Origin of the sequence: Cellulophaga sp. RHA_52 (assembly GCF_007827205.1) — a bacterium.
Classification (GTDB): domain Bacteria; phylum Bacteroidota; class Bacteroidia; order Flavobacteriales; family Flavobacteriaceae; genus Cellulophaga; species Cellulophaga lytica.
Map to the genome: position 1 here is coordinate 2,225,999 of NZ_VIRZ01000001.1, position 22,360 is coordinate 2,248,358.

At 30.9% G+C, this 22,360-nt stretch carries 24 protein-coding genes; 19 read left to right on the forward strand and 5 right to left on the reverse strand.

Annotation, left to right across the window (positions count from 1 at the left end):
- Positions 1–56: 56 nt before the first annotated feature.
- Positions 57–1,814, reverse strand: a complete 1,758-nt coding sequence (locus tag JM80_RS09850; protein ID WP_013619713.1) for an ABC transporter ATP-binding protein — start codon at positions 1,812–1,814, stop codon at positions 57–59.
- Between the two features lie 171 nt (positions 1,815–1,985).
- Between JM80_RS09850 and nusB the strand changes: the two genes are divergently transcribed.
- From nusB to yajC, 3 genes are read left to right on the forward strand one after another with little or no spacing between them, the layout of a single operon-like run.
- Complete coding sequence (gene nusB, locus JM80_RS09855) at positions 1,986–2,933, forward strand: transcription antitermination factor NusB (RefSeq protein WP_013619712.1); 948 nt, start codon at positions 1,986–1,988, stop codon at positions 2,931–2,933.
- A 45-nt stretch (positions 2,934–2,978) separates the two neighbouring features.
- Positions 2,979–3,458: a DUF1573 domain-containing protein gene (locus JM80_RS09860; protein WP_013619711.1), complete on the forward strand. Its 480-nt coding sequence runs from the start codon at positions 2,979–2,981 to the stop codon at positions 3,456–3,458.
- A 4-nt stretch (positions 3,459–3,462) separates the two neighbouring features.
- A complete protein-coding gene (gene yajC, locus JM80_RS09865; protein ID WP_013619710.1) occupies positions 3,463–3,765 on the forward strand; it encodes a preprotein translocase subunit YajC in 303 nt (100 codons plus the stop codon).
- Positions 3,766–3,818: 53 nt separating this feature from the next.
- Here the strand turns inward: yajC and JM80_RS09870 are convergent, their stop codons facing one another.
- Positions 3,819–4,427: a YdeI family protein gene (locus tag JM80_RS09870; protein ID WP_034644519.1), complete on the reverse strand. Its 609-nt coding sequence runs from the start codon at positions 4,425–4,427 to the stop codon at positions 3,819–3,821.
- 7 nt (positions 4,428–4,434) lie between these two features.
- Positions 4,435–5,658: a peptidase T gene (gene pepT, locus JM80_RS09875; protein WP_013619708.1), complete on the reverse strand. Its 1,224-nt coding sequence runs from the start codon at positions 5,656–5,658 to the stop codon at positions 4,435–4,437.
- Between the two features lie 160 nt (positions 5,659–5,818).
- Here pepT and JM80_RS09880 point away from each other — a divergent pair, with 160 nt between their 5' ends.
- Complete coding sequence (locus JM80_RS09880) at positions 5,819–6,856, forward strand: quinone-dependent dihydroorotate dehydrogenase (RefSeq protein WP_013619707.1); 1,038 nt, start codon at positions 5,819–5,821, stop codon at positions 6,854–6,856.
- Here JM80_RS09880 and JM80_RS09885 read toward each other — a convergent pair.
- On the reverse strand, positions 6,853–7,260 hold the full coding sequence (locus JM80_RS09885) for a Dabb family protein (RefSeq protein ID WP_075694191.1): 408 nt from the start codon (positions 7,258–7,260) through the stop codon (positions 6,853–6,855). The two genes, JM80_RS09880 and JM80_RS09885, sit on opposite strands and share 4 nt — an antisense overlap.
- Positions 7,261–7,342: 82 nt before the next feature.
- Here JM80_RS09885 and JM80_RS09890 point away from each other — a divergent pair, with 82 nt between their 5' ends.
- The 15 genes from JM80_RS09890 (at position 7,343) to JM80_RS09960 (ending at position 21,721) form a co-directional block, all read left to right on the forward strand.
- The gene (locus JM80_RS09890) at positions 7,343–7,969 is read left to right on the forward strand and encodes a LysE family translocator (RefSeq protein WP_075695773.1); all 627 of its coding nucleotides are present in this window, start codon (positions 7,343–7,345) and stop codon (positions 7,967–7,969) included.
- Between the two features lie 31 nt (positions 7,970–8,000).
- Complete coding sequence (locus JM80_RS09895) at positions 8,001–8,867, forward strand: hydroxymethylglutaryl-CoA lyase (RefSeq protein WP_013619704.1); 867 nt, start codon at positions 8,001–8,003, stop codon at positions 8,865–8,867.
- 127 nt (positions 8,868–8,994) lie between these two features.
- Positions 8,995–10,203 carry a DUF4856 domain-containing protein gene (locus tag JM80_RS09900; protein WP_144709930.1) on the forward strand — a complete coding sequence of 403 codons (1,209 nt, stop codon included), beginning with the start codon at positions 8,995–8,997 and terminating at the stop codon, positions 10,201–10,203.
- 109 nt (positions 10,204–10,312) lie between these two features.
- Positions 10,313–11,434, forward strand: coding sequence for an imelysin family protein (locus JM80_RS09905; RefSeq protein ID WP_013619702.1), 1,122 nt, complete (start codon positions 10,313–10,315; stop codon positions 11,432–11,434).
- A 63-nt stretch (positions 11,435–11,497) separates the two neighbouring features.
- A complete protein-coding gene (locus JM80_RS09910) occupies positions 11,498–12,877 on the forward strand; it encodes an HTTM domain-containing protein (RefSeq protein WP_144709933.1) in 1,380 nt (459 codons plus the stop codon).
- Positions 12,858–15,281 (forward strand): TonB-dependent receptor domain-containing protein, encoded by a 2,424-nt coding sequence (locus JM80_RS09915; protein WP_144709935.1) that lies wholly within the window; start codon positions 12,858–12,860, stop codon positions 15,279–15,281. Before JM80_RS09910 ends, JM80_RS09915 begins: the two co-directional genes overlap by 20 nt.
- 9 nt (positions 15,282–15,290) lie before the next feature.
- Entirely contained in the window at positions 15,291–15,788 is a 498-nt protein-coding gene (locus JM80_RS09920; protein WP_144709937.1) for a hypothetical protein, read from the forward strand.
- 34 nt (positions 15,789–15,822) lie between these two features.
- The gene (locus JM80_RS09925; RefSeq protein ID WP_144709940.1) at positions 15,823–16,527 is read left to right on the forward strand and encodes an Insecticidal toxin complex protein; all 705 of its coding nucleotides are present in this window, start codon (positions 15,823–15,825) and stop codon (positions 16,525–16,527) included.
- A gap of 59 nt (positions 16,528–16,586) precedes the next feature.
- Positions 16,587–18,059, forward strand: a complete 1,473-nt coding sequence (gene guaB, locus JM80_RS09930) for an IMP dehydrogenase (protein ID WP_013619697.1) — start codon at positions 16,587–16,589, stop codon at positions 18,057–18,059.
- Positions 18,060–18,178: 119 nt separating this feature from the next.
- On the forward strand, positions 18,179–18,511 hold the full coding sequence (locus JM80_RS09935) for a helix-turn-helix transcriptional regulator (RefSeq protein WP_013619696.1): 333 nt from the start codon (positions 18,179–18,181) through the stop codon (positions 18,509–18,511).
- A gap of 23 nt (positions 18,512–18,534) precedes the next feature.
- On the forward strand, positions 18,535–19,005 hold the full coding sequence (locus JM80_RS09940) for a DUF6428 family protein (RefSeq protein WP_034644511.1): 471 nt from the start codon (positions 18,535–18,537) through the stop codon (positions 19,003–19,005).
- A 1-nt stretch (position 19,006) separates the two neighbouring features.
- A complete protein-coding gene (locus JM80_RS09945; RefSeq protein ID WP_144709942.1) occupies positions 19,007–19,498 on the forward strand; it encodes a GNAT family N-acetyltransferase in 492 nt (163 codons plus the stop codon).
- 12 nt (positions 19,499–19,510) lie between these two features.
- Positions 19,511–20,125: a low molecular weight phosphatase family protein gene (locus tag JM80_RS09950; protein WP_089119048.1), complete on the forward strand. Its 615-nt coding sequence runs from the start codon at positions 19,511–19,513 to the stop codon at positions 20,123–20,125.
- Positions 20,125–21,165: an ACR3 family arsenite efflux transporter gene (gene arsB / locus JM80_RS09955; RefSeq protein ID WP_144709944.1), complete on the forward strand. Its 1,041-nt coding sequence runs from the start codon at positions 20,125–20,127 to the stop codon at positions 21,163–21,165. The genes JM80_RS09950 and arsB overlap by 1 nt, the downstream gene beginning before the upstream one ends.
- A gap of 52 nt (positions 21,166–21,217) precedes the next feature.
- Positions 21,218–21,721 carry a DUF3124 domain-containing protein gene (locus tag JM80_RS09960; protein WP_144709946.1) on the forward strand — a complete coding sequence of 168 codons (504 nt, stop codon included), beginning with the start codon at positions 21,218–21,220 and terminating at the stop codon, positions 21,719–21,721.
- A gap of 70 nt (positions 21,722–21,791) precedes the next feature.
- On the opposite strand, the gene JM80_RS09965 is transcribed toward JM80_RS09960, so the two are convergent.
- Positions 21,792–22,325: a DUF255 domain-containing protein gene (locus JM80_RS09965; protein WP_013619690.1), complete on the reverse strand. Its 534-nt coding sequence runs from the start codon at positions 22,323–22,325 to the stop codon at positions 21,792–21,794.
- Positions 22,326–22,360: the final 35 nt, after the last annotated feature.

A 22,360-nucleotide genomic window follows, 5' to 3' on the forward strand; every position in this document is an offset into this window, starting at 1 on the left:
TGTTATCATAGTATACTTCAAAAATGAAAAAAAAATAACTAATTGACAACATTTTTCTAACTTTCTTTCTCTGAGAGTTGACTATTATAAAGAGCTTTGTAATAGCCATCTATCTCAAATAATGAGTTATGTGTACCTTCTTGAACTACTTTTCCGTTATCTAAAATAATAATTTTGTCTGCATTTTTGGCAGAAGATACTCTGTGACTTACTATAAGAGTTGTTTTGTTTTTAGAAGCAGATTTTAGGTTGTTAAGTATCTTTTCTTCAGTTTCTGTATCTACTGCAGAAAGGCAATCATCAAACAAGTAAATTTTAGGATCTTTTAATAGTGCTCTTGCAATAGATACACGTTGTTTTTGCCCTCCACTTAAGGTAATACCTCTTTCTCCTAAAACAGTGTCATATTTTTCTTTAAAGTTCATAATATTTTTATGAACCACTGCTTTTTTAGCAACAGCTATAATTTCTTCATCAGTAGCATCTTCTTTACCAAATTTGATATTGTCCTTAATAGAGTCAGAAAATAAAAAAGCATCCTGTGGTACAGCACCAATGTTTTGTCTTAGGCAATCTAAATTAACTTCTTTAATAGGAGTATTATCTATAGCAATATTACCAGAGGAAACATCATATAATCTTGCAATTAAATCTAGTATGGTAGATTTTCCGCTACCAGTTTTACCAATTATAGCTACAGTTTCTCCAGGGTTTATGGTAAAAGATACATTTTTTAAAGCTGTAATATTAGTATCATCATAGGTAAAACTTACGTTTTTAAACTCTATTTTACCATTAATCTCCATAGGAGTAGTAACAGTATTTTTAATCTCTGGTTCTTCTTGTAAAAACTCGTTTATACGCTCTTGTGATGCTTCTGCTCTTTGTATAATAGAGGTTAACCAGCCTACAATTGCAACAGGCCACGTAAGCATATTTACATAAATAATAAACTCTGCAATTAATCCAATACTCTCTATTTGTCCGTTTAAGTACTGCTTGCCGCCAACATAAATAACAATAATATTACTTATACCAATTAATAGTACCATTAATGGAAAAAACCACGCATTAATACGAACAAGAGACATACTTTTATCTTTACCTTCATTAGCTAAAGACACTAATTGACTGTTAGTTTTTTCTTCAATACCGTAAGCTTTTATTACAGATATTCCAGAAAAAGATTCTTGTGCAAACGTAGAAAGCTTACTTAAAAACTGTTGTACTACAGTACTACGTTTGTGTATAACTTTACTAATGTTATAAATTAATACAGATAATATAGGTAATGGTATAAGCGTATAAAGAGCTAGAGTGGGAGCTTTAGAATACATTATGGGTATAATACAAGCAAATAATGTAAAAGTATTCATCCCGTACATTAAAGCTGGTCCGCAATACATTCTAACCTGACTAACATCTTCGCTAATCCTGTTCATTAAATCACCTGTTCGGTTTTTTTTGTAAAAGTTTAAACTTAACTTTTGGTAGTGGTCATAAACCTCATTTTTTAAGTCGTACTCTATGTGTCTAGATACATTAATTATGGTTTGCCTCATTAAAAAGGTAAAAAAACCAGATAAAAGGGCAGCACCTAAAATAATAAGAATATAATCTAGCAGGTGTCCTTTAACCACATCAATAGGTACGTTTCCTTGAGAAATAAATTCTTTTACTACGTTAATAGATTTGTTTACGTAAGGCGGCATTACTAATGAAAATACTCGCGCAACAACTGTTATAATAATACCTATGGTAAGTTTAAGCCAATATTTTTTAAAGTATTTATTAATGTGTTTTAACTCTTTCATTTACTTTTTAAGGATAGTGGTGTTGTACTAAGTTAGCAAAGATAGGTTTTTAAGCATAATCATATGTTATCATTATCATAAGATAAAAACTTGTTACAATTAGTACTTTTGAAAAATATAATAGTACTTTTGCAAAATATAATTTTTTAACAAATTAAAAGTTCTTTTTCAATGCTAACAAGAAGGCATATTAGGGTTAAAGTAATGCAGTGCATATACGCCCTTACTCATTCACAAGATGATACACTAGAAAAACAAGTAAAGTTTTTAAAGTATAGTGTAGATAGTATGTACACACTGTACTTATTAATGTTAAGTTTGTTGGTAGAACTGCAAAAAAGAGCAGAAGAGCAAGCAGACATTGCAGCAAAAAGTTATTTAGGAAATGTTTCTGATGCATATCCTGATCGTAAAAAATTTGTAAATAATAGAGTTTTACTACAAATAGCAGACAATAAATTACTACTTGAAGAATTGTCTAGCAGAAAATTAAATGATTGGTATTTAAACGAAGAATACATAAGATTAATTTATAAAGAAGTTGTAGAAAGTGAATATTACACAACATATATGACTAGCAAAACTAGTAGTTATGAAGAAGATAAAAACTTACTTGCAGATCTTTATAAAAATGTAATAGCACCTAACGAAAAAATTTACGACTATTTTGAAGACGATAAATTAACGTGGGTTGATGATATACCTATCATAAATACATTTGTTTTAAAGCTAATTAAAAAAGCAAAGCCAGATGCTACAGAATCTTACTTTTTGCCAGAGCTTTTAAAAGAAGATGATGATATGGTGTATGCAAAGCAATTGCTAACCAAAACATTGTTAAATGATGCGGAATATGTTAAAGAAATTGTTGGTAAAACACCTAATTGGGATAAAGACCGTATAGCAGATATTGATGGTATTTTGCTTAAAATGGCAATTTGCGAACTTTTAAATTTTCCTTCTATTCCAGAGAAAGTAACTATAAATGAGTTTCTTGAGATAGCAAAAGAATACTCTACGCCAAAAAGTAGCATTTTTATAAATGGTATTTTAGACAAGCTTGTACGTGAGTATAAAAGTGAAGGAAAGTTAAAAAAAATAGGTAGAGGATTATTATAAAAAATATTCATTAATTTTGTGTGAAACAAATTAAAAATAAGAATTATGAAAAAAATTATTTTACTATTTGGAGCTGCTGTTTTTGCTATGTCTTTTACAGCTTGTAAAGACAACGCTTCTAATAAAATAATTATGGCTAATGTAGATAGCGCAGCAGAAAGAGACAACAATGCTAAAGACTTGCCTGTAATGACTTTTGATAGAACTGAGTTTGATTTTGGTACTATTGAGCAAGGAACACCACAACAAACAGTTTTTACATTTACAAATACAGGAAAAGCACCATTAATTATTACTGATGCAAAAAGTACTTGCGGTTGTACCATTCCAGAATACCCAAAAAACAAAGCAATTGCTCCAGGAGAATCTGGTGAGTTGTTAGTTAAATTTAATGGTTCTGGTCAAAACCAAGTAACTAAAGCAGTAACAGTAACAGCAAATACAGCTAAAGGAAGAGAAACTTTACGTATTAAGGCATTTGTAAACCCTAAAAATGGTGCAGCAGCATCAGTACCTTTAAAATAATAAAATGCAACAAATATTAGATCAGTACCCATTTCTACCAATGGTAGGAATATTTATAGTAGCATATTTTTTTATGATACGACCGCAAATGAAACGTTCTAAAGACGAAAAGAAATTTGCAGAACAATTAAAAAAAGGAGATAAGGTTATTACCAAAAGCGGTATGCACGGTAAAATCTTTGATTTAAATGATAAAGATATGTCTTGTGTAATTGAGACAATGGCTGGTAAAATTAAGTTTTCTAGATCTGCTATTTCTATGGAAATGAGCAAAAAATTGAACGAACCAGTAGCAGAAAAAAAGTAAACTCTTAGAGTTACTCACACAAAAAAGCATCAATTTACAAATTGATGCTTTTTTTATTTTCTATACTTATCATGTAAACCTATGCCATCCTGTATTAGTGTAATGCATTTTGCTAATCTGTTTAGCTTTGTAGCATCTCTTTTGGCCTCATTTATATAAGTAATAAATTCCTTTTGTTTGTAGGGTGTAAAGGAATTAAACTTACGCTTAAGGTCTATGTTTTTATCTAAAGCACCAGTTAATATTTCAGGTATTTTTACATCTGTATTTTTAGTAAAAGTAACTTCAATACCTTTTTTCTGATTCTCTATAGCTTCTAAAATATAATCTGTAACGGTTTCTTTGTTTATATCATTAACAGCTAAAAATTTCCAATGCCGCATAGCTTTAGTTTTTCCTTCTTGGGCATTTAATAATACTTTTTTAGGGTCTTTAAGCAAAGCACCATTATAGAACCAAATTCCAAAATGATGCTTAAAAGCCAAAATACCAATAACATTTTTGTTGTTTATAGTATAAACAGGGGCTCCCCATTTACAAGTTTCTGTGAGTTCTGTGTTTAAAGCAATTTTTCTTAAAAAGGCAATACCTTGCTTAAAAGGCTGTTCTTTATTAAAATAAGCATCAACTTTTATTTTAGCATCTGTATTGTTAGAACTCATTTATAGTTTATTTAGTAGCAGTAAGTTCACAAATTTTTACTATAACTTCTACAGCTTTTTCCATACTTTCTACAGGTACATATTCATATTTTCCGTGAAAATTATGCCCACCAGCAAAAATATTAGGACAAGGTAAGCCCATATAACTTAGTTGTGAGCCATCTGTGCCACCACGTATAGGTTTTATAATAGGAGTTATATTTAATGCCTCCATTGCTTCTTTGGCGGTTTCTACAATATGGTAAACAGGCATAACCTTTTCTTTCATATTGTAGTACTGGTCTTTAATAGACAGCTCAATGCAGTTATTGTATTTTTCATTTAGCCTAAATACTATGGTCTCTAAGGCTTTTTTTCGGTCTTCAAAAGAACTTCTTTCATGATCACGAATAATTAGGCCTAATTCAGCATTTTCTATCTCTCCTTTAATAGTATGTATATGGTAAAAACCTTCTCTGCCAGATGTATGTTCAGGCACCTCTTTGTTAGGTAAAGCAGCCATAATTTCTTGCGCAATACCAATAGCATTAATCATTTTTCCTTTAGCGTAACCTGGGTGTACACTTTTACCTTGTATTGTAATGTGTGCACCTGCAGCATTAAAGTTTTCGTATTCTAACTCACCAATTTGGCTACCATCCATAGTATATGCCCATTCTGCACCAAATTTATCAACATCAAATTTATGTGCACCACGACCAATTTCCTCATCAGGAGTAAAGCCAATTCTAATTTTACCGTGTTTAATCTCTGGGTGTGCAATTAAAAATTCCATTGCGGTAACAATTTCAGTTATACCAGCTTTGTCATCTGCACCTAAAAGTGTAGTACCATCTGTGGTAACAAGAGTTTGGCCTTTATATTGTAATAAATCTTCAAAATAATCTGGAGATAAAATAATGTTTTCTTCTGCATTTAATACAATGTCTTTACCATCATAATTTCTTATAATTTGCGGATTTACATTAGTTCCAGAAAAATCTGGTGTAGTATCAAAATGAGCAATAAAACCAATTGTAGGTACTTCTTTATCAATATTACTTGGTAATGTAGCCATTATGTATGCATTGTCATCTATGGTAACATCTTCCAATCCTATGTCTTTAAGTTCTGCAACAAGCTTGTTGGCTAAATCCCATTGTTTAGCTGTACTTGGTGTTGTATTAGAGCTTGCATCGCTTTGCGTATCTATTTTTACATAACCTAAAAATCTATCTAATATGTCTTGCATAAGTATTTAATTTACTCAAAAGTACAGTTTATTTAGATTTTTTAAGACAATTGGCTCTTAGTATTTAGTTATAAAAATTGTAAAAACTGTTAATAAAAACCAATTGTAAAATAGTTCTACATCTAGGTAGTTTGTATTTTTGCCAAAATTTTAAAATTCTATGTACAAAGCTATTATTAGGCCGTTGTTTTTTTTGATGGATCCAGAAAAGGTGCATCATTTATCATTTTCATTAATCAAGTTTTTTTCTAAAATAGGTTTTGGAGGTTTATTTAGAGCAATGTATGTAGTAGATGATAAACGATTAGAGAAAGAAGTTTTTGGAATTAAATTTAAAAACCCTGTTGGTTTGGCGGCAGGTTTTGATAAAGATGCTAAACTTTTTAAAGAGCTGTCTAACTTTGGATTTGGCTTTATTGAAATAGGAACATTAACACCTAAGCCACAAACTGGTAACCCTAAAAAACGTTTGTTTAGATTAAAAGCAGATAGCGCAGTTGTTAACCGTATGGGATTTAATAACGGAGGAGTGTTAGAGGCAGTAGAGCGTTTAAAGGCGCAACACAATGTGTTAATTGGTGGTAATATTGGTAAAAATAAAATAACACCTAATGATGGTGCTGTTGAAGATTATTTAATTTGCTTTGAAGCATTATACCCACACGTAGATTATTTTGTTGTAAATGTAAGTTCACCAAACACACCTGGCTTAAGAGAATTACAAGACAAAGAACCGTTAACCAATTTGTTAAATGCTTTAGTTACTGAAAATAAAAAGTATGTTACGCAAAAAGGAGTAAAAGCTAAACCAATTTTACTTAAAATTGCACCAGATTTAACAAATGAGCAATTGTTAGATATTATAGACATTGTAGCAATAACAAAAATAAACGGAGTTATAGCAACTAACACAACCATAGAACGTAACAACTTAAAATCACCAGAAAGTATTACTAAAGAAAACGGAGGTTTAAGTGGTAAGCCGTTAACTAACAGAAGTACTGAGGTTATTAGATTTTTAGCAGAAAAAAGCAATAAAGCGTTTCCTATTATTGGAGTAGGAGGTATACACTCTGAAAAAGACGCGTTAGAAAAAATAAATGCAGGAGCAGATTTAATACAAATTTACACCGGTTTTATATATGAAGGTCCTAGATTAATAAAAAGAATAAATAAAGCAATTTTAGCTAACACTTAATTGCTCCAATAATCTAATACAAATACGTCTTCTAACACAGGTGTAAGTAAAGATACAAACGCTTTATGGTCTGGGTGCGGTAAGTAAATTGCGCGGTCTTCTTCATTTTTGAAAGTTACAAAAAAGCAATGTGTAAACCCTTTGCTTAAACCTTCTGGACTATTGTTTAATCCCCACTCATAATCCATTATTTGTGCTATTTTAGAGGGTAAAGCACTAAAGGCTTTTTCTATAGTTTTAATTTGTTGTTTTGTTGCTTCTGGTTTAAATTTAAAAATAACCACGTGTCTTAATACGCTGTCTTTAGCTGTAGTCATAGAAGTTTTTAAGTTTTTATTTGTGTTAATGTTTGCGTAACTAGTTAAACATAAACACATAAAAAGTAATAAAAATATATTTTTCATTATTGGTATTTTGTTTAAAGATAACCATAAGATAGATAACTACTTTTTAAATTTGTATTTTTCATACTTTAAAAAAAATGTTTTGAATTTAGATATACTCTTGGCCTTTATTTCTGCCACTACTTTGCTAGCTTTTTTTCCGGGACCAGATAATATTTATGTGCTAACACAAAGCCTTGTTAATGGTAAAAAGTATGGTTTAGCAACTGTTGCGGGTTTAATTTCTGGTTGTTTGGTACATACAACACTTTTAGCTTTTGGTGTATCTGCACTAATAAAAGCTAATGATTATTTGTTTTTAGGAATTAAAATATTTGGAGCCTTGTACCTATTTTATATTGCCTATAAGGTTTTTAAGAGTGATGGAAGCCTTATTTTAGGGGGAGATAACGCGCCAAAAAAAAGCTTATTTTCGCTTTTTAAACAAGGGTTTATAATGAATGTTTTAAATCCAAAAGTGGCATTGTTTTTTTTAGCTTTTTTTCCTGGTTTTTTATTTAGTAATACACTTAATACTATTGCACAGTTTTATGTGTTAGGAGTACTTTTTATGGTAGTTTCCTTTGTAGTATTTAGTGTTATAGCCATTTTAGCGGGGTCTATATCTAGTTATGTTATTAAAAATGAAAAAGTTGGGTATATTTTTAAATGGTTGCAAATTGTAGTTTTTGTAGGCTTAGGAATTTATATTCTTTTATCGGATAAATAGTAGTAATTTTGAAAAAGTCAACAATTAATTTATGTCTGCTAAAGTAAAAATTACAGAGTGCCCAAGAGATGCAATGCAAGGAATAAAAGAATTTATTCCAACAGAGTTAAAAGTTAAATACATACAGTCTTTATTAGATTGTGGTTTTGATACTATAGACTTTGGCAGTTTTGTATCACCTAAAGCAATACCACAAATGGTAGATACGGCAGAGGTTTTAGCAAACTTAGATTTATCTAGAACTCAGAGTAAACTACTTTCTATAGTAGCAAATGTACGTGGCGCCCAAGATGCTAGTAAGCATAAAGAAATAAACTATTTAGGTTACCCTTTTTCTATTTCAGAAAACTTTCAGATGCGTAATACACATAAAACAATTGCGCAATCTGTAGAAACACTAAAGCAAATATTAGATATTGCTAATACTGCAAATAAAGAGGTTGTTACATACATTTCTATGGGTTTTGGTAACCCTTATGGAGATCCTTGGAATGTAGAGATAGTAGGTGAATGGACAGAGAAATTGGCAAAAATGGGTGTTAATATTATTTCATTGTCAGATACAGTAGGCTCTTCTACACCAGATGTTATAGATTATTTATTCTCTAATTTAATTCCAAAATACCCAAAAGTAAAATTTGGAGCACATTTACATACTACACCAACCAAATGGCAAGAGAAGGTTGCGGCGGCTTATAACGCAGGTTGTGTTAGGTTTGATGGCGCAATACAAGGTTTTGGAGGCTGTCCTATGGCAAAAGACGATTTAACAGGTAATATGCCCACAGAAAAAATGTTATCTTATTTTACTGCAGAAAAGGTAGATACTAATGTAAATTGGATGGTTTTTGAAGCTGCATACAATAAAGCAACAGAATTATTTTCTAAATATCATTAATTAGTTCAGGTGTAATCATCTGTTAATTAAAAATTTAACACCATTATCTTTATTTGTTCTAAATAAATATTGTTTTATATGTTTCTATTAGAGATATTTGCAAAAAAATATTTTAATAATAGTACTTATGAAAGTAAATAAATTATTTGCAGGCTTATTTTTAACAAGCGTTATTTTTACATCTTGTTCTTCAGATGATAATGGTGATGGTAACGATAATCCAAATGTTGCTGTTCCTGCTACTTATGTTTTTGAAAATAATGGGGAGAGTTCTGTGGATTTTGGAGGTCAAACTACTAGAATACAAATGGCAGAAGAATTTATATCTGCTCTTTTAGATAATACAAGCACAGAAGAAAAATTAGATGCTATGTTTGCTCATGAAGAAAACAATAACGATTTTTCTAATGCAGATTTAAACAGCTCTAACAAAAGTGTACGTAGTAAAATTGCAGCATCTGCAGATTATTTTTCAACTAATACTACAGCATCTATAGCTATAAAAGAAAATTTTGATTTGTGGATTAGTGCTCAAGTAACAGAGGTTTTTCCTAAATGGGATGATGATGCTGTTGCAGGTAGTGCCGGTAAAATTCAGCAAATAGGTGGTGGATCTACAAGATACGTAAACGGTAAAGGTTTAGAGTATAACCAAGCAATTGCTAAATCTATAATAGGAGGTTTAATGGTAGATCAAATGTTAAACAACTACTTAAGCATTGCTGTTTTAGATGAAGGTACTAACGCAGCAGATAATGATGCGGGTACTTTAGTAGATGGTAAAAACTATACAAATATGGAACATAAGTGGGATGAAGCTTATGGATATTTATATGGTAATGAAGATACTCCTGCTACGCCAGAATTAGGAAAAGACAGTTTTTTAAATAAATATTTAGCAAGTGTAGAAGCTGATTCAGATTTTACAGGTATTGCTAATGATATTTATGAGGCATTTAAGTTAGGAAGAGCGGCAATTGTAGCAAAAGATTACGAGCTTAGAGATGAGCAAGCACAAATTATTAGAGAAAAAGTTTCTAAAGTAGTAGCAGTACGTAGCGTTTATTACCTGCAATCTGGTAAAGAAGTGTTAGAAAGTGATAAGGCTTCTGCTTTTCACAGTTTATCTGAAGCTTTAGGTTTTATAAACAGTCTACGTTTTACTAGAGATACTGTTACAGATTCTCCTGTATTAGATGCAGCTACTATTGATGGCTATATGGATACATTAATGGCAGGTAATGGCTTTTGGGATGTTACACCAGCAACATTAGATCAGATTTCTAATGAAATTGCTGCAGCATATGGTTTTACTACAGAAGAAACAGTAAACTAAAAGTTTTTAACTAGGAGCATTTTTTAAAAAAGTAGTCGTAAATAGTCATTTTATGACTACTTTTTTCTTATTTTTGCCCTTTATTTAGAATAAATAAAATTAAGGATAAATGAAGAGAGTGATTTTTGTTTTTATAGCTGCATTAACGGTTTATGCTTGTAGCTCATCAGATGATAGTTCTGATACCGTTAATAATGGTAAAGACGACTTTAATAGGGGAGGACTGTTAACTAATGTTGCAGATAAAATAATTATACCATCTTACGAAGATTTATCTACTAAGTTAAATGACTTACAAGAAGAAAAGGATAATTTTATAGCATCTCCTTCAGAAATTAATTTAATTGCGTTAAGAGACAAATGGCTATCTGCTTACAAAGTTTGGCAATCTGTAGAAATGTACAACATAGGAAAAGCAGAAGAAATTAACTATGCTTTTCAAATGAATGTTTATCCTACGTCTATAGATGATATAGAAAGTAATGTAGGTTCGGGAACTTATGACTTAACGCACCCTAATAATAATGATGCTGTTGGTTTTCCTGCTTTAGATTACTTATTATTTGGCTTAGCAGAAACTAATGCGGATATTGTAGAAAAGTACACCAATACAACATCTGGAGCTGGATACAAAACTTATTTGTCAGACTTGGTAAACCAAATGAATATATTAACCGAGACTGTATTAACCGATTGGAAATCTGGTTATAGAGAAACTTTTATTGCTAGTACAGAGAACACAGCAACAAGTGCTTTTAATAAGTTAGCTAACGATTTTGTTTTTTATTTTGAAAAAGGATTACGCGCTAACAAAGTAGGTATTCCTGCAGGAGTTTTTTCTACTACACCTTTACCTTCTAAAGTAGAAGCATTTTATAGTGATAAAAACTCAAAAGATTTATTAGTTGCTGCTGTACAAAATATTCAAGATTTTTTTAATGGCAAAGCTTATAACTCTACCACTACCGGAACAGGTTTTGCAGATTATTTAGATTATTTAAATGATATTACACAAGGTGAAGATTTAAACGCTATTATTAACGGTAAAATTAATGATGCTAGCGCCAAGGTGTTAGAATTAGATGCTAGCTTATCTAACCAAGTAGATGTAGATAATGTTAAAATGACTGAGGCTTATGATGCTCTACAAAAAGTAGTTGTTTTAATTAAAGTAGATATGTTGCAAGCATTTAGTGTAAATGTAGACTATACAGATGCAGATGGAGATTAATATACTAAAGAACTAATAATTAAAGATTCTCTAATACTTTAGAGAATCTTTTTTTGTATAAAAATGACAGCTAATTTTAAAACATACTTAAGTAAAACAAGCCATATAGCGCCTTTGGTGGTATTTAGAGTTTGTTTTGGTGTTTTAATGTTTTTAAGTATTCTAAGGTTTTGGTCTAAAGGGTGGATCTATGAACTATACATTAAGCCTAAATTTCATTTTACATATTATAATTTTGAATGGATTAAGCCAATAGGAAACTACACTTATGTTTTCTTTATAATTTGCGCTATAACAGCAATATTAGTAGCAATTGGTTACAAATACAGGTTAGCAATCTTTTTATTTTTTTTAAGCTTTACTTATATAGAGTTAATGGATAAGACTACTTACTTAAACCATTATTACTTTGTAAGTATACTAAGTTTTTTAATGATTTTTTTACCTGCAAATGCGTACTTCTCTGTAGATTCTTACCTAAGAAAAAAAACATATAGTTACGTGCCAAGCTATACTATAGATAGTGTAAAACTACTATTAGGTATAGTATATTTTTATGCGGGATTAGCAAAAATAAATTCCGATTGGCTATTTAGAGCTATGCCTTTAAAAATATGGTTACCTTCTAAGTATGATGTTCCTTTTATAGGTAACTCTATTTTACAGCAAGAATGGGTTCATTACTTTATGAGCTGGTCTGGTATGTTGTATGATTTGTTAATACCGTTTTTACTACTTTATAAGAGAACTAGAATTTTAGCATTTATAGCTGTAGTTATTTTTCATTTATTAACAAGAGTTCTGTTTCCTATAGGTATGTTTCCTTATATAATGATAGTGAGTAGTCTTATCTTTTTTAGTGACAACTTTCATATTAAAATTATCAATCATATAAGAAAAGTAAGTTATAAATTGCCTATCACTATAACTAAAAATACAGCTGCGGTAAAAGATCAAAATATATACTCTATCAATAAAAAGAGATTAATATTAGGCTTTTTAGCTGTGTTTTTTACTATTCAGTTATTACTACCATTTAGGTATTTGTTGTATCCTGGAGAGCTTTTCTGGACAGAAGAAGGATATCGTTTTTCTTGGCGTGTAATGCTTATGGAAAAAATGGGCTATGCAAATTTTAAAATTGTAGATAGTAAAACTAAAAAGCAATTTTATGTAAATAACGCAGACTTTTTAACCCCTTTTCAAGAAAAACAAATGAGCACTCAGCCAGATTTTATAGTGCAATATGCACATTATTTGGGAGATCATTTTAAAAAACAAAAACATAAAAATGTTCAGGTTTATGTAGAGAGTTATGTGGCGCTTAATGGAAGGTTAAGTAAGTCATACATAGACCCAAGTATAGACCTTTACAAAGAAAAAGATTTATTAAAACACAAAACGTGGATTTTACCATTTAACGATGAAATTAAAGGATTTTAAAATAGTATTACTACTTATATTTTGTAACGCATCTCTTTATGCTCAGTATAAAGTTTCGGGAACCGTTACATCTAAAGAAAATAACGTACCTATACGTGGTGTAGAAATTTATAATAAAGCCAAGGGTAAGGTTTCTGTTACCAATAATAAAGGCTACTATGAGTTTATTACAGACGAGAAACAATTAGAAATTGTATTTTTTTCATATGAGTATAACATAGAAGAAGAAATAGTAAATGTGGTAGGTAATACTGTATTAAATAAACAATTATCTGCTGTAGAAATAGAATTAACAGAAGTAGAAGTTGTAGCCAGAAAAGCTCAAATTTTTAATTTAAAACGGTTAGAAGATGTTGTAGGTACGTCTATCTATGCAGGTAAAAAAACAGAGGTTGTTTTGGTAAGTGAATCTGTAGCAAATTTAGCCTCTAATAATGCAAGGCAAATATATAGTCAAGTTGTAGGATTAAATATTTTTCAAAATGATGATGCTGGCCTACAGTTAAACATAGGAGGGAGGGGCTTAGATCCAAACAGAACATCTAACTTTAATACACGTCAAAACGGATATGATATTAGTGCAGATGTTTTAGGGTATCCAGAAAGCTATTACACTCCGCCTGCAGAAGCTTTAGAAGAAATACAAATTATTAGAGGTGCAGCGTCTTTACAATACGGAACTCAGTTTGGAGGACTAGTTAATTTTGTAACTAAGAAGCCAAATTCAACTAAAGAAATAGAAGTTTTAACAAGAAACACTGTTGGTAGTAATAATTTGTATACCAATTACACAAGTGTAAGTGGTACAAAAAATAAATTTAGCTATTATGCTAGTTTTAATTTTAAGCAAGGAGATGGTTTTAGGCCAAATTCATACTTTAATTCTAAAAATGCATTTATGCATTTGGGGTATCAATTAAGTACAAAAACTAAAGTAGAAGCAGAGGTTACATATTTAAATTATTTAGCACAACAAGCTGGTGGGTTAACAGATAATATGTTTAATGAAAACCCTTACCAAAGTAATAGAGCAAGAAACTGGTTTAAAGTTAATTGGCTTTTATATAATATAAAGTTTAAACACAATTTTACGGAAAATACCAGCTTATTATTTAACTTTTTTGGTTTAAATGCGTCTAGAGATGCCCTAGGTTTTAGAACAAACAGAGTAAACCAAGTAGATACAAATGAAGAAAGAGATTTAATTACCGGAGATTTTAAAAACTTTGGTTTTGAAGCTAAGTTGTTAGACAAGTATACTTTTTTTGGAAAAAAAGCAACCTATTTAATTGGTACTAAGTTTTATAAGGCAAACAACACATCTATACAAGGGCCAGGAAGTAATGGTAGTGACGCTAACTTTTCTTCTGCAATAAATGATTATCCTAATTACCCGTCGCAGTCTAATTATAAAAATCCTAATTTAAATATTGCATTTTTTGGTGAAAATATATTTTACCTAAAGGATAATTGGTCTCTAACACCTGGTTTAAGAGTAGAATATATAAAAACAGAGAGCGACGGTTTTTTTAAAAAAATAAATACTGATGCAGCAGGTAATGTTATTTTAAATGAAACGGTAGAGAGTAATGATAGTAATGAGCGTTCTTTTATATTATTTGGTTTGGGAACAAGTTATAAGCCAAATAAGTTTTTAGAGATTTATGGTAATGCATCTCAAAACTACAGGTCAGTAACTTTTTCTGACTTAAATATTGTGAACCCTTCTTTTAGAATTGGAGATTTATCCGATGAAAAAGGATATACTTTAGATCTTGGTTTTAGAGGTAATTATAAAAACTATATCTCTTATGACGCAGGTGTTTTTGGTCTTTTTTATAATGACAGAATAGGTTTGGTTACAAAAGCCTTAGATGATGGTAGTGTGGTGCAAGAAAGAACAAATGTTGGTGATGCTCGTATTATAGGGGTTGAGTCTTTAGTAGATTTTAATTTAAAAAAGGTGTTTAAAATAAATAGTAGTTTTAGCTTTAATTATTTTATAAATACATCTTTTATTAATTCTGAGTATACCCAGTCTCAGCAAAATGGTATTGTAGGAAATAAAGTAGAATTTGTACCTGATTTTAACTTAAAAACGGGTGTAAAATTTGGGTGGAAAAATATGTTAACTAGCATACAATATACAAGCCTAACACAGCAATACACAGATGCTACTAACTCTAAAGAGCCAAGTTTAAGTGGTGTAAATGGTGTTATACCAAAATATAATGTTTTAGATTTTTCAATGTCGTACAGATATAAATTTTTAAAATTAGAAACAGGTGTAAATAACCTATTAGATGAAGAATATTTTACTAGAAGAGCAACAGGATATCCTGGTCCTGGTATAATTCCTTCGGCTAACAGAAATTACTATGCTACACTAGAAATTAAATTTTAAAATTTTATAATGAAATACAACGGACTACTTGGCACTTTTCCATCAGAAATAAAACTATTTATAGGAGCTTTTGTAGTTATCTTGTCTATTGGTTTTTATACAGGACTTATGTTTGTTAATGAAACCACCGGAGCCAAACCAGCAGGCATTACAGAAAATTATTTAGGTAATGAAGAAGATGAAGATGCAGAGGTAATGAAATTTAAAAAGAGTAAGCGAGAAATCCTTACTACAGTGCATACACATATATTGTCTATGTCTTTTATTTTCTTTTTATTAGGAGGTTTGGTGTGGCTTACAAAACTACCAAAAAAGTTAAAACTGTTTTTAACAATAGAACCGTTTTTGTCTGTATTGCTAACATTTGGAGGTATTTATTTACTATGGTCAGGTTTACTTTGGATGAAGTATATAATTATGATTTCGGGTACATTAATGACACTTACTTTTACGTTATCTGCTCTGGTAATTTTATGGCAATTAATTAAAAAACAAGCCACAACTTAGTTATTACTGTATAGTTTAGTAGCTTTATACTACTATGCGCTACTTGGTAACTCTTATTCTATTCTTTTTTTGTGTTGATAGCTCTGCTGCCGAATGGAAGAATTTTAAAGCATATCAGCAAAAAACCGGAAGAAATACACTTTTGCCTAAAGACTGGCTTAAAAAAGACCGATTGAAAAATACGGTTACTTGGCAACAAGCAAATAGCTTTAATCTAAAAAACAATTCATTTTTAGAATATCAAACCATAAAACAAAGAAGAGATTTTTACAAATGGTATGCATTATCTATAGAAAAAAAAGGGCATAAAGTTGTTTGGCCAAGGATGGCACATTTTATTTCTGCTAAATTAAACTTAGCTACTCATTACCCATATAAAATGTTTTTAAAAAATGATGTTATAGATGCTGCAAAAATAGGTAGCGAAAAAGTATTTAATTCTGCTTTTTTAAGTATGTATAATTTATATTCAAATACCACTGTTTTAAGTGAAAAAGAAAGTTTAGCTTGGGATAAAGCCATATTGTATAAAGAGCAACACATTTGGGTAAAAGAAGTTTACGATACTTTAAATGAAAAAACCTTAAAAAGGTTAGCGCATATAGCAAAAGGTAAATTTGTATATGCAGTTGTAGTTCCTAAAAAATTACGCTTTAAAGGTTGTTTAGCATCCGCACAAGAGAGGTATACGTATGCTATGCAAACGTTAAGAAAACATTGTGAAAACTCTTATTGGTAAATATGTGGTTGTTTACATTTATAAATTGTATATTTGCACGCAATTAATCCTTAATTGCTATGCAAGCTCACCTAAATAAAATTGTTGGAGAAGGTCTTACTTACGATGACGTACTCCTTGTTCCTGCTTTTTCAGAAGTGCTTCCAAGAGAAGTAAGTATAAAAGCAAAATTTACAAGAAACATAACTATAAATGTACCAATTGTCTCTGCGGCAATGGATACTGTAACAGAATCTCGTATGGCAATTGCCATGGCGCAAGAAGGCGGTATTGGAGTGTTACATAAAAATATGACCATTGCAGAGCAGGCAGCAAAGGTTCGTAAAGTTAAACGAGCAGAAAGTGGTATGATTATAGATCCTGTTACTTTGCCATTAAATTCTGTTGTGCGTGACGCTAAAGCAAATATGAAAGAGTATAGCATTGGCGGCATTCCAATAGTAGATGAAGAGGGTAAATTAATTGGTATTGTTACGAATAGAGATCTTCGTTTTGAAAAAAATAACGACAGGCCAATTTCAGAAGTAATGACTTCTAAAAACTTGGTAACTGTTAGTGAAGGTACCTCTTTAGCACAAGCAGAAGATATTTTACAAGAAAATAAAATTGAAAAACTACCTGTTGTTGATGAAGACAACAAATTGGTTGGTTTAATTACGTTTAGAGACATTACAAAACTAACTCTAAAGCCTATAGCTAATAAAGATACTTATGGTAGATTAAGGGTTGCTGCAGCTTTAGGAGTTACAGGAGATGCAGTAGAACGTGCAGAAGCGTTAGTAAATGCTGGTGTAGATGCAGTTGTTATAGATACAGCACATGGCCATACAAAAGGTGTTGTTGCTGTTTTAAAAGAAGTTAAAAAGAAATTTCCAGAGTTAGATGTTATTGTAGGTAACATAGCAACAGCAGAGGCTGCTAAATATTTAGTAGAGGCTGGTGCAGATGCTGTAAAAGTAGGTATAGGTCCAGGATCTATATGTACAACTAGAGTAGTTGCTGGTGTTGGTTTTCCTCAATTCTCTGCAGTCTTAGAGGTTGCAGCAGCTATAAAAGGTAGTGGGGTTCCTGTAATTGCAGATGGCGGAATTAGATATACTGGTGATATACCTAAAGCTATAGCTGCTGGTGCAGATACAGTAATGTTAGGTTCTTTATTAGCAGGTACTAAAGAATCTCCAGGAGAAACTATTATTTACGAAGGAAGAAAGTTTAAGTCTTACCGTGGAATGGGTTCTGTAGAGGCTATGAAACAAGGTAGTAAAGACCGTTATTTTCAGGATGTAGAAGATGATATTAAAAAACTTGTACCAGAAGGTATAGTAGGCCGTGTACCATACAAAGGAGAGTTGTATGAGAGTATACATCAATTTGTTGGTGGTTTACGTGCAGGTATGGGGTATTGTGGAGCTAAAGATATTGAGTCTTTAAAGGAAAAAGGTAAATTTGTTAAAATTACAGCTAGTGGTATTAATGAGAGTCACCCTCATGATGTTACTATAACTAAAGAGTCTCCTAACTACAGTAGATAAATAATAACTTATATTATAAAAAATGCAGCATAGCTTTTTAAGTTATGCTGCATTTTTTTTGAGTAAAATTTGCTTTTGTATTTATATTAATCGTAATATTGCAATAAACAAATTAAGTTATGGGTTTAGCAAAGACAGAAATATTTACAGAAGACCAAAATCAGGTAGCAATTTACGCTAAAGCTTTTAGTCACCCAGCACGTGTAGCCATACTTCAACACTTATTTAAAATAAATACGTGTATCTGTGGAGATTTAGTAGGAGTTATTGGTTTGGCACAACCAACAATTTCTCAGCATTTAAAAGAATTAAAGTTATTAGGGCTTATAAAAGGTAATGTAGAAGGTACAAGTGTTTGCTACTGTATACATAAAGAAAATTGGACAAAAATGAAAACTGTAATGAGTCAGTTTTTAGATCAAGATTTAGAAGAAAATAATAGTTGTTGTTAAGTTTAATTTAAAATAATATTTATATGAAATTATCAGAAGTTAAAGCAAATTTAAAAAGCTTAGAAAAAATAGCATTTCAATTGCCAAACGGAGAATTAGTACCTAGTCATTTTCATGTAACAGAAGTAGGTAAGGTAACTAAAAACTTTATTGATTGTGGTGGTACTGTAAGAAATGAAGAGGTTGTTAATTTTCAATTGTGGAATGAGCAAGATTATGATCATAGATTGCATCCAGAAAAATTAGTAAACATAATAGAATTGTCTGAAAAAGTTTTAGGCATTCCAGATTTAGAAGTAGAAGTAGAATATCAAGGAGATACTATTGGTAAATACGGATTAGATTTTGACGGAACTAACTTTTTGCTTACATCAAAATTAACAGATTGTTTAGCAAAAGATAAATGTGGTATTCCAGAAAAAAAAGAAAAGGTAAAGCTAGCAAGTATACAAGCATCTGGCAATAGTTGTGCTCCTAATTCTGGTTGTTGCTAAAATGGAATTTAAACCAATTTCTAAAGCTAATTACTCTAGTGTAGCCAAAATTTATCAAGATGGTATAAGCACTGGTGTAGCAACTTTTGAAACTAAAGTTCCAACTTGGGATGTGTGGAGCAAAGCTCATTTGCCATTTGGGTGTATGGCATTGTTTGCTAATGAGGGTACTATGCAAGGTTGGGCTTCTTTAGCAGCAGTTTCATCTAGGTGTGTTTATGGCGGTGTAGCAGAAGTTAGTGTTTATGTGGCAGCTAATGCCAGAGGCAAAGGTTATGGTAAATTACTGCTAAAACAGTTAATAACTATTAGTGAGCAAAATAATATTTGGACGTTACAAGCTGGTATTATGAGAGCTAATAAAGCTAGTTTACACTTGCATAAAGAATGTGGTTTTAGAGAAATAGGTTACAGAGAAAAAATTGGTAGACTTAACGGTAAGTGGCTAGATAATATAATTTTAGAGCGCAGAAGCGCAATTGTGGGAATTTAAAAAGTTTAAAAAATGATTTTTGAAGAAATTAACTCCTTTATTGGTGATTTAAAAAAAGTAGAAGTTAGTAATGAGCGTAAGGCAATTTTACAACCTTTAGCAGATTATGTACAAGAAAAAGCAACTAAAAATGAAGACATTCGTTTAAATTTTATTTGTACACACAACTCTAGAAGAAGTCACTTGTCTCAAGTATGGGCGCAAACAATGGCAGCTTATTTTAATGTTAAAAATGTTACTTGTTATTCTGGTGGAACAGAAGCAACAGCTCTTTTTCCTATGGTAGCAACCACATTAAGTAACACTGGCTTTAAAATAGAAAAACTAGCAGGTACAGACAATCCTGTTTATAGTATAAAATATGGTGTAAATGCAGCACCAATTATTGGTTTTTCTAAAAAGTATGATGCAGAATTTAATCCTGCTTCAGAATTTGCTGCAATTATGACTTGCTCGCAAGCAGATGGTGGTTGTCCTTTTATAGCAGGTGCAGAAAAACGTGTTCCTATAACTTTTGAAGATCCAAAAGCTTTTGATGGTACACCACAACAAGCAGAAAAATACCAAGAAAGAAGCACGCAAATTGCTGCAGAAATGTTTTATATCTTTTCAAATATTAAGAAATAATGGCGGGTAAAAAATTAAGTTTTTTAGATAGTTACTTAACATTGTGGATTTTTATTGCAATGTTACTAGGTGTAGGTATAGGTTATTTTGTGCCAAGTTTTCCGGGGATTATAGATTCTTTTAGTAGTGGAACTACAAATATTCCAATAGCAATTGGGCTAATAGTAATGATGTACCCACCACTAGCAAAAGTGAATTACGCACTCTTACCAAAAGTGTTTAAAAACACAAAAATATTATCTATTTCTTTAATTCTTAACTGGATTATTGGACCTGTATTAATGTTTTTCTTGGCTATAATTTTTTTACAAGATTATCCAGAGTATATGGTTGGACTTATTTTAATAGGTTTGGCACGTTGTATAGCAATGGTTCTTGTATGGAATGATTTGGCAGAGGGTAGTAGTGAGTACGGAGCTGGTTTAGTGGCTTTAAATAGTATTTTTCAGGTATTTGCGTATAGTTTTTATGCATGGCTATTTATTACTGTTTTGCCTCCTTACTTTGGTTTTGAAGGTGCTATTGTAGATATATCTGTTAGTGCTATAGCAGAAAGTGTTGCTATATATTTAGGAATTCCTTTTTTATTAGGTATTTTAAGTAGATTAATACTTGTAAAATTAAAAGGAGAAGAGTGGTACAATACTAAGTTTATACCTACTATTTCACCATTAACTTTAATAGCATTGCTGTTTACTATTGTGCTAATGTTCTCTTTAAAAGGAGAGTTAATTGTAGAAATACCTATGGATGTTGTAATTATTGCTATACCATTATTAATATACTTTACATTAATGTTTATTATAGGGTTTTTCTTTACAAAAGAAACAGGAGCAAGTTATGATAAAACAACTGCTGTAGCATTTACCGCTGCAGGTAATAATTTTGAGTTAGCTATTGCTGTAGCTATTGCTGTTTTTGGATTAAATTCTGGTCAAGCTTTTACAGGTGTAATAGGACCTTTAGTAGAAGTACCTGCTTTAATATTGTTGGTTAGAGTATCATTCTGGTTTAAGAAAAAGTATTTTAGTAAGGCATAATAGTATAGATAAAATTTATTTTTATGTAACTTAGTCTTTCAAACAAATTATAATGAGAAGCTTTGTTTTATTACTAATATTTGCTGTTGTTTCTTGTACAGATCACAAGGATGTTAATACTTTAAGTACGGTAAACTGGGATAAGAGAAGTGTAGGGTTTAAAATCCCAGATTCTTTAAAGGCAGGTAAAACTTATTTATCTGTTTATTCACAAGTTTATAGTCAGTCAGAGCATACAACGCATGACTTAACAGCAACAATAAATATGCGTAATACTAGCAGTACAGATACTTTGTATATTATAAAAGCAGAGTATTTTAATACCGTAGGTAAGTCTATTCGTAATTATGCAAAAAAGCCAATATATATAGCTCCTATGGAGAGTGTAGCTATTGTTATAGATGAGCATAATAAAGAGGGTGGTACTGGAGGTAATTTTATTTTTAATTGGAAGATAAGTAAGTTATCAAGTAATCCGCTTTTTGAAGGTGTTTTTATATCTACCAAAGGTCAGCAAGGTTTGTCTTTTGTGACGCAAGGAAAAGTAATAGACTAAATCTTAAATTTAAGTATAAAAAAAGCGCTCTAAACTAGTTTAGAGCGCTTTTTTTATACTATATGTGGGCTTATTCTGTTTTAGAGTCATATTCAGCCCATTTTTTTGTTTTATGTATATCTTCACCAAAATATTTGGCAATTTTTAAAAATGGTTTAGGTTTTTGGTAGCCAGGTACAGGAGATAACATTTGTTGTTTTTCATCTAAAAAAATAGTAGTTGGGTAACTCATTTTACCTTGCATTAATGCAGCAGCAAACTCGTGGTAACCACTTCTTCCAGACGCAACAAATTTATAAGTTTGTCCTTTGTATTCTAATGGCTCTTTACGTTCACCATCTAACTTTACCATATAATAGTTTTTTGCCATATATTCAGCTACTTCAGGATTTTGGAATGTATCTGCATCCATTTTTTTACACCATCCGCACCAATCTGTGTAAACATCTATAAACATTTTTTTAGGCTCTTTATCTTTTGCAGCTAGCTCTATAGCTTCTTCCCAGCTAAGCCATTTTACTTCTTGAGCATTTGTTGTAAAAGATGTAAATGCTAAAAAGAATATAGCACAAATCTGTAAAGCGTTTATAGATTTTAATTTCATAGTAAATATTTTAGTTTTTAGTCCATCAACCTTAA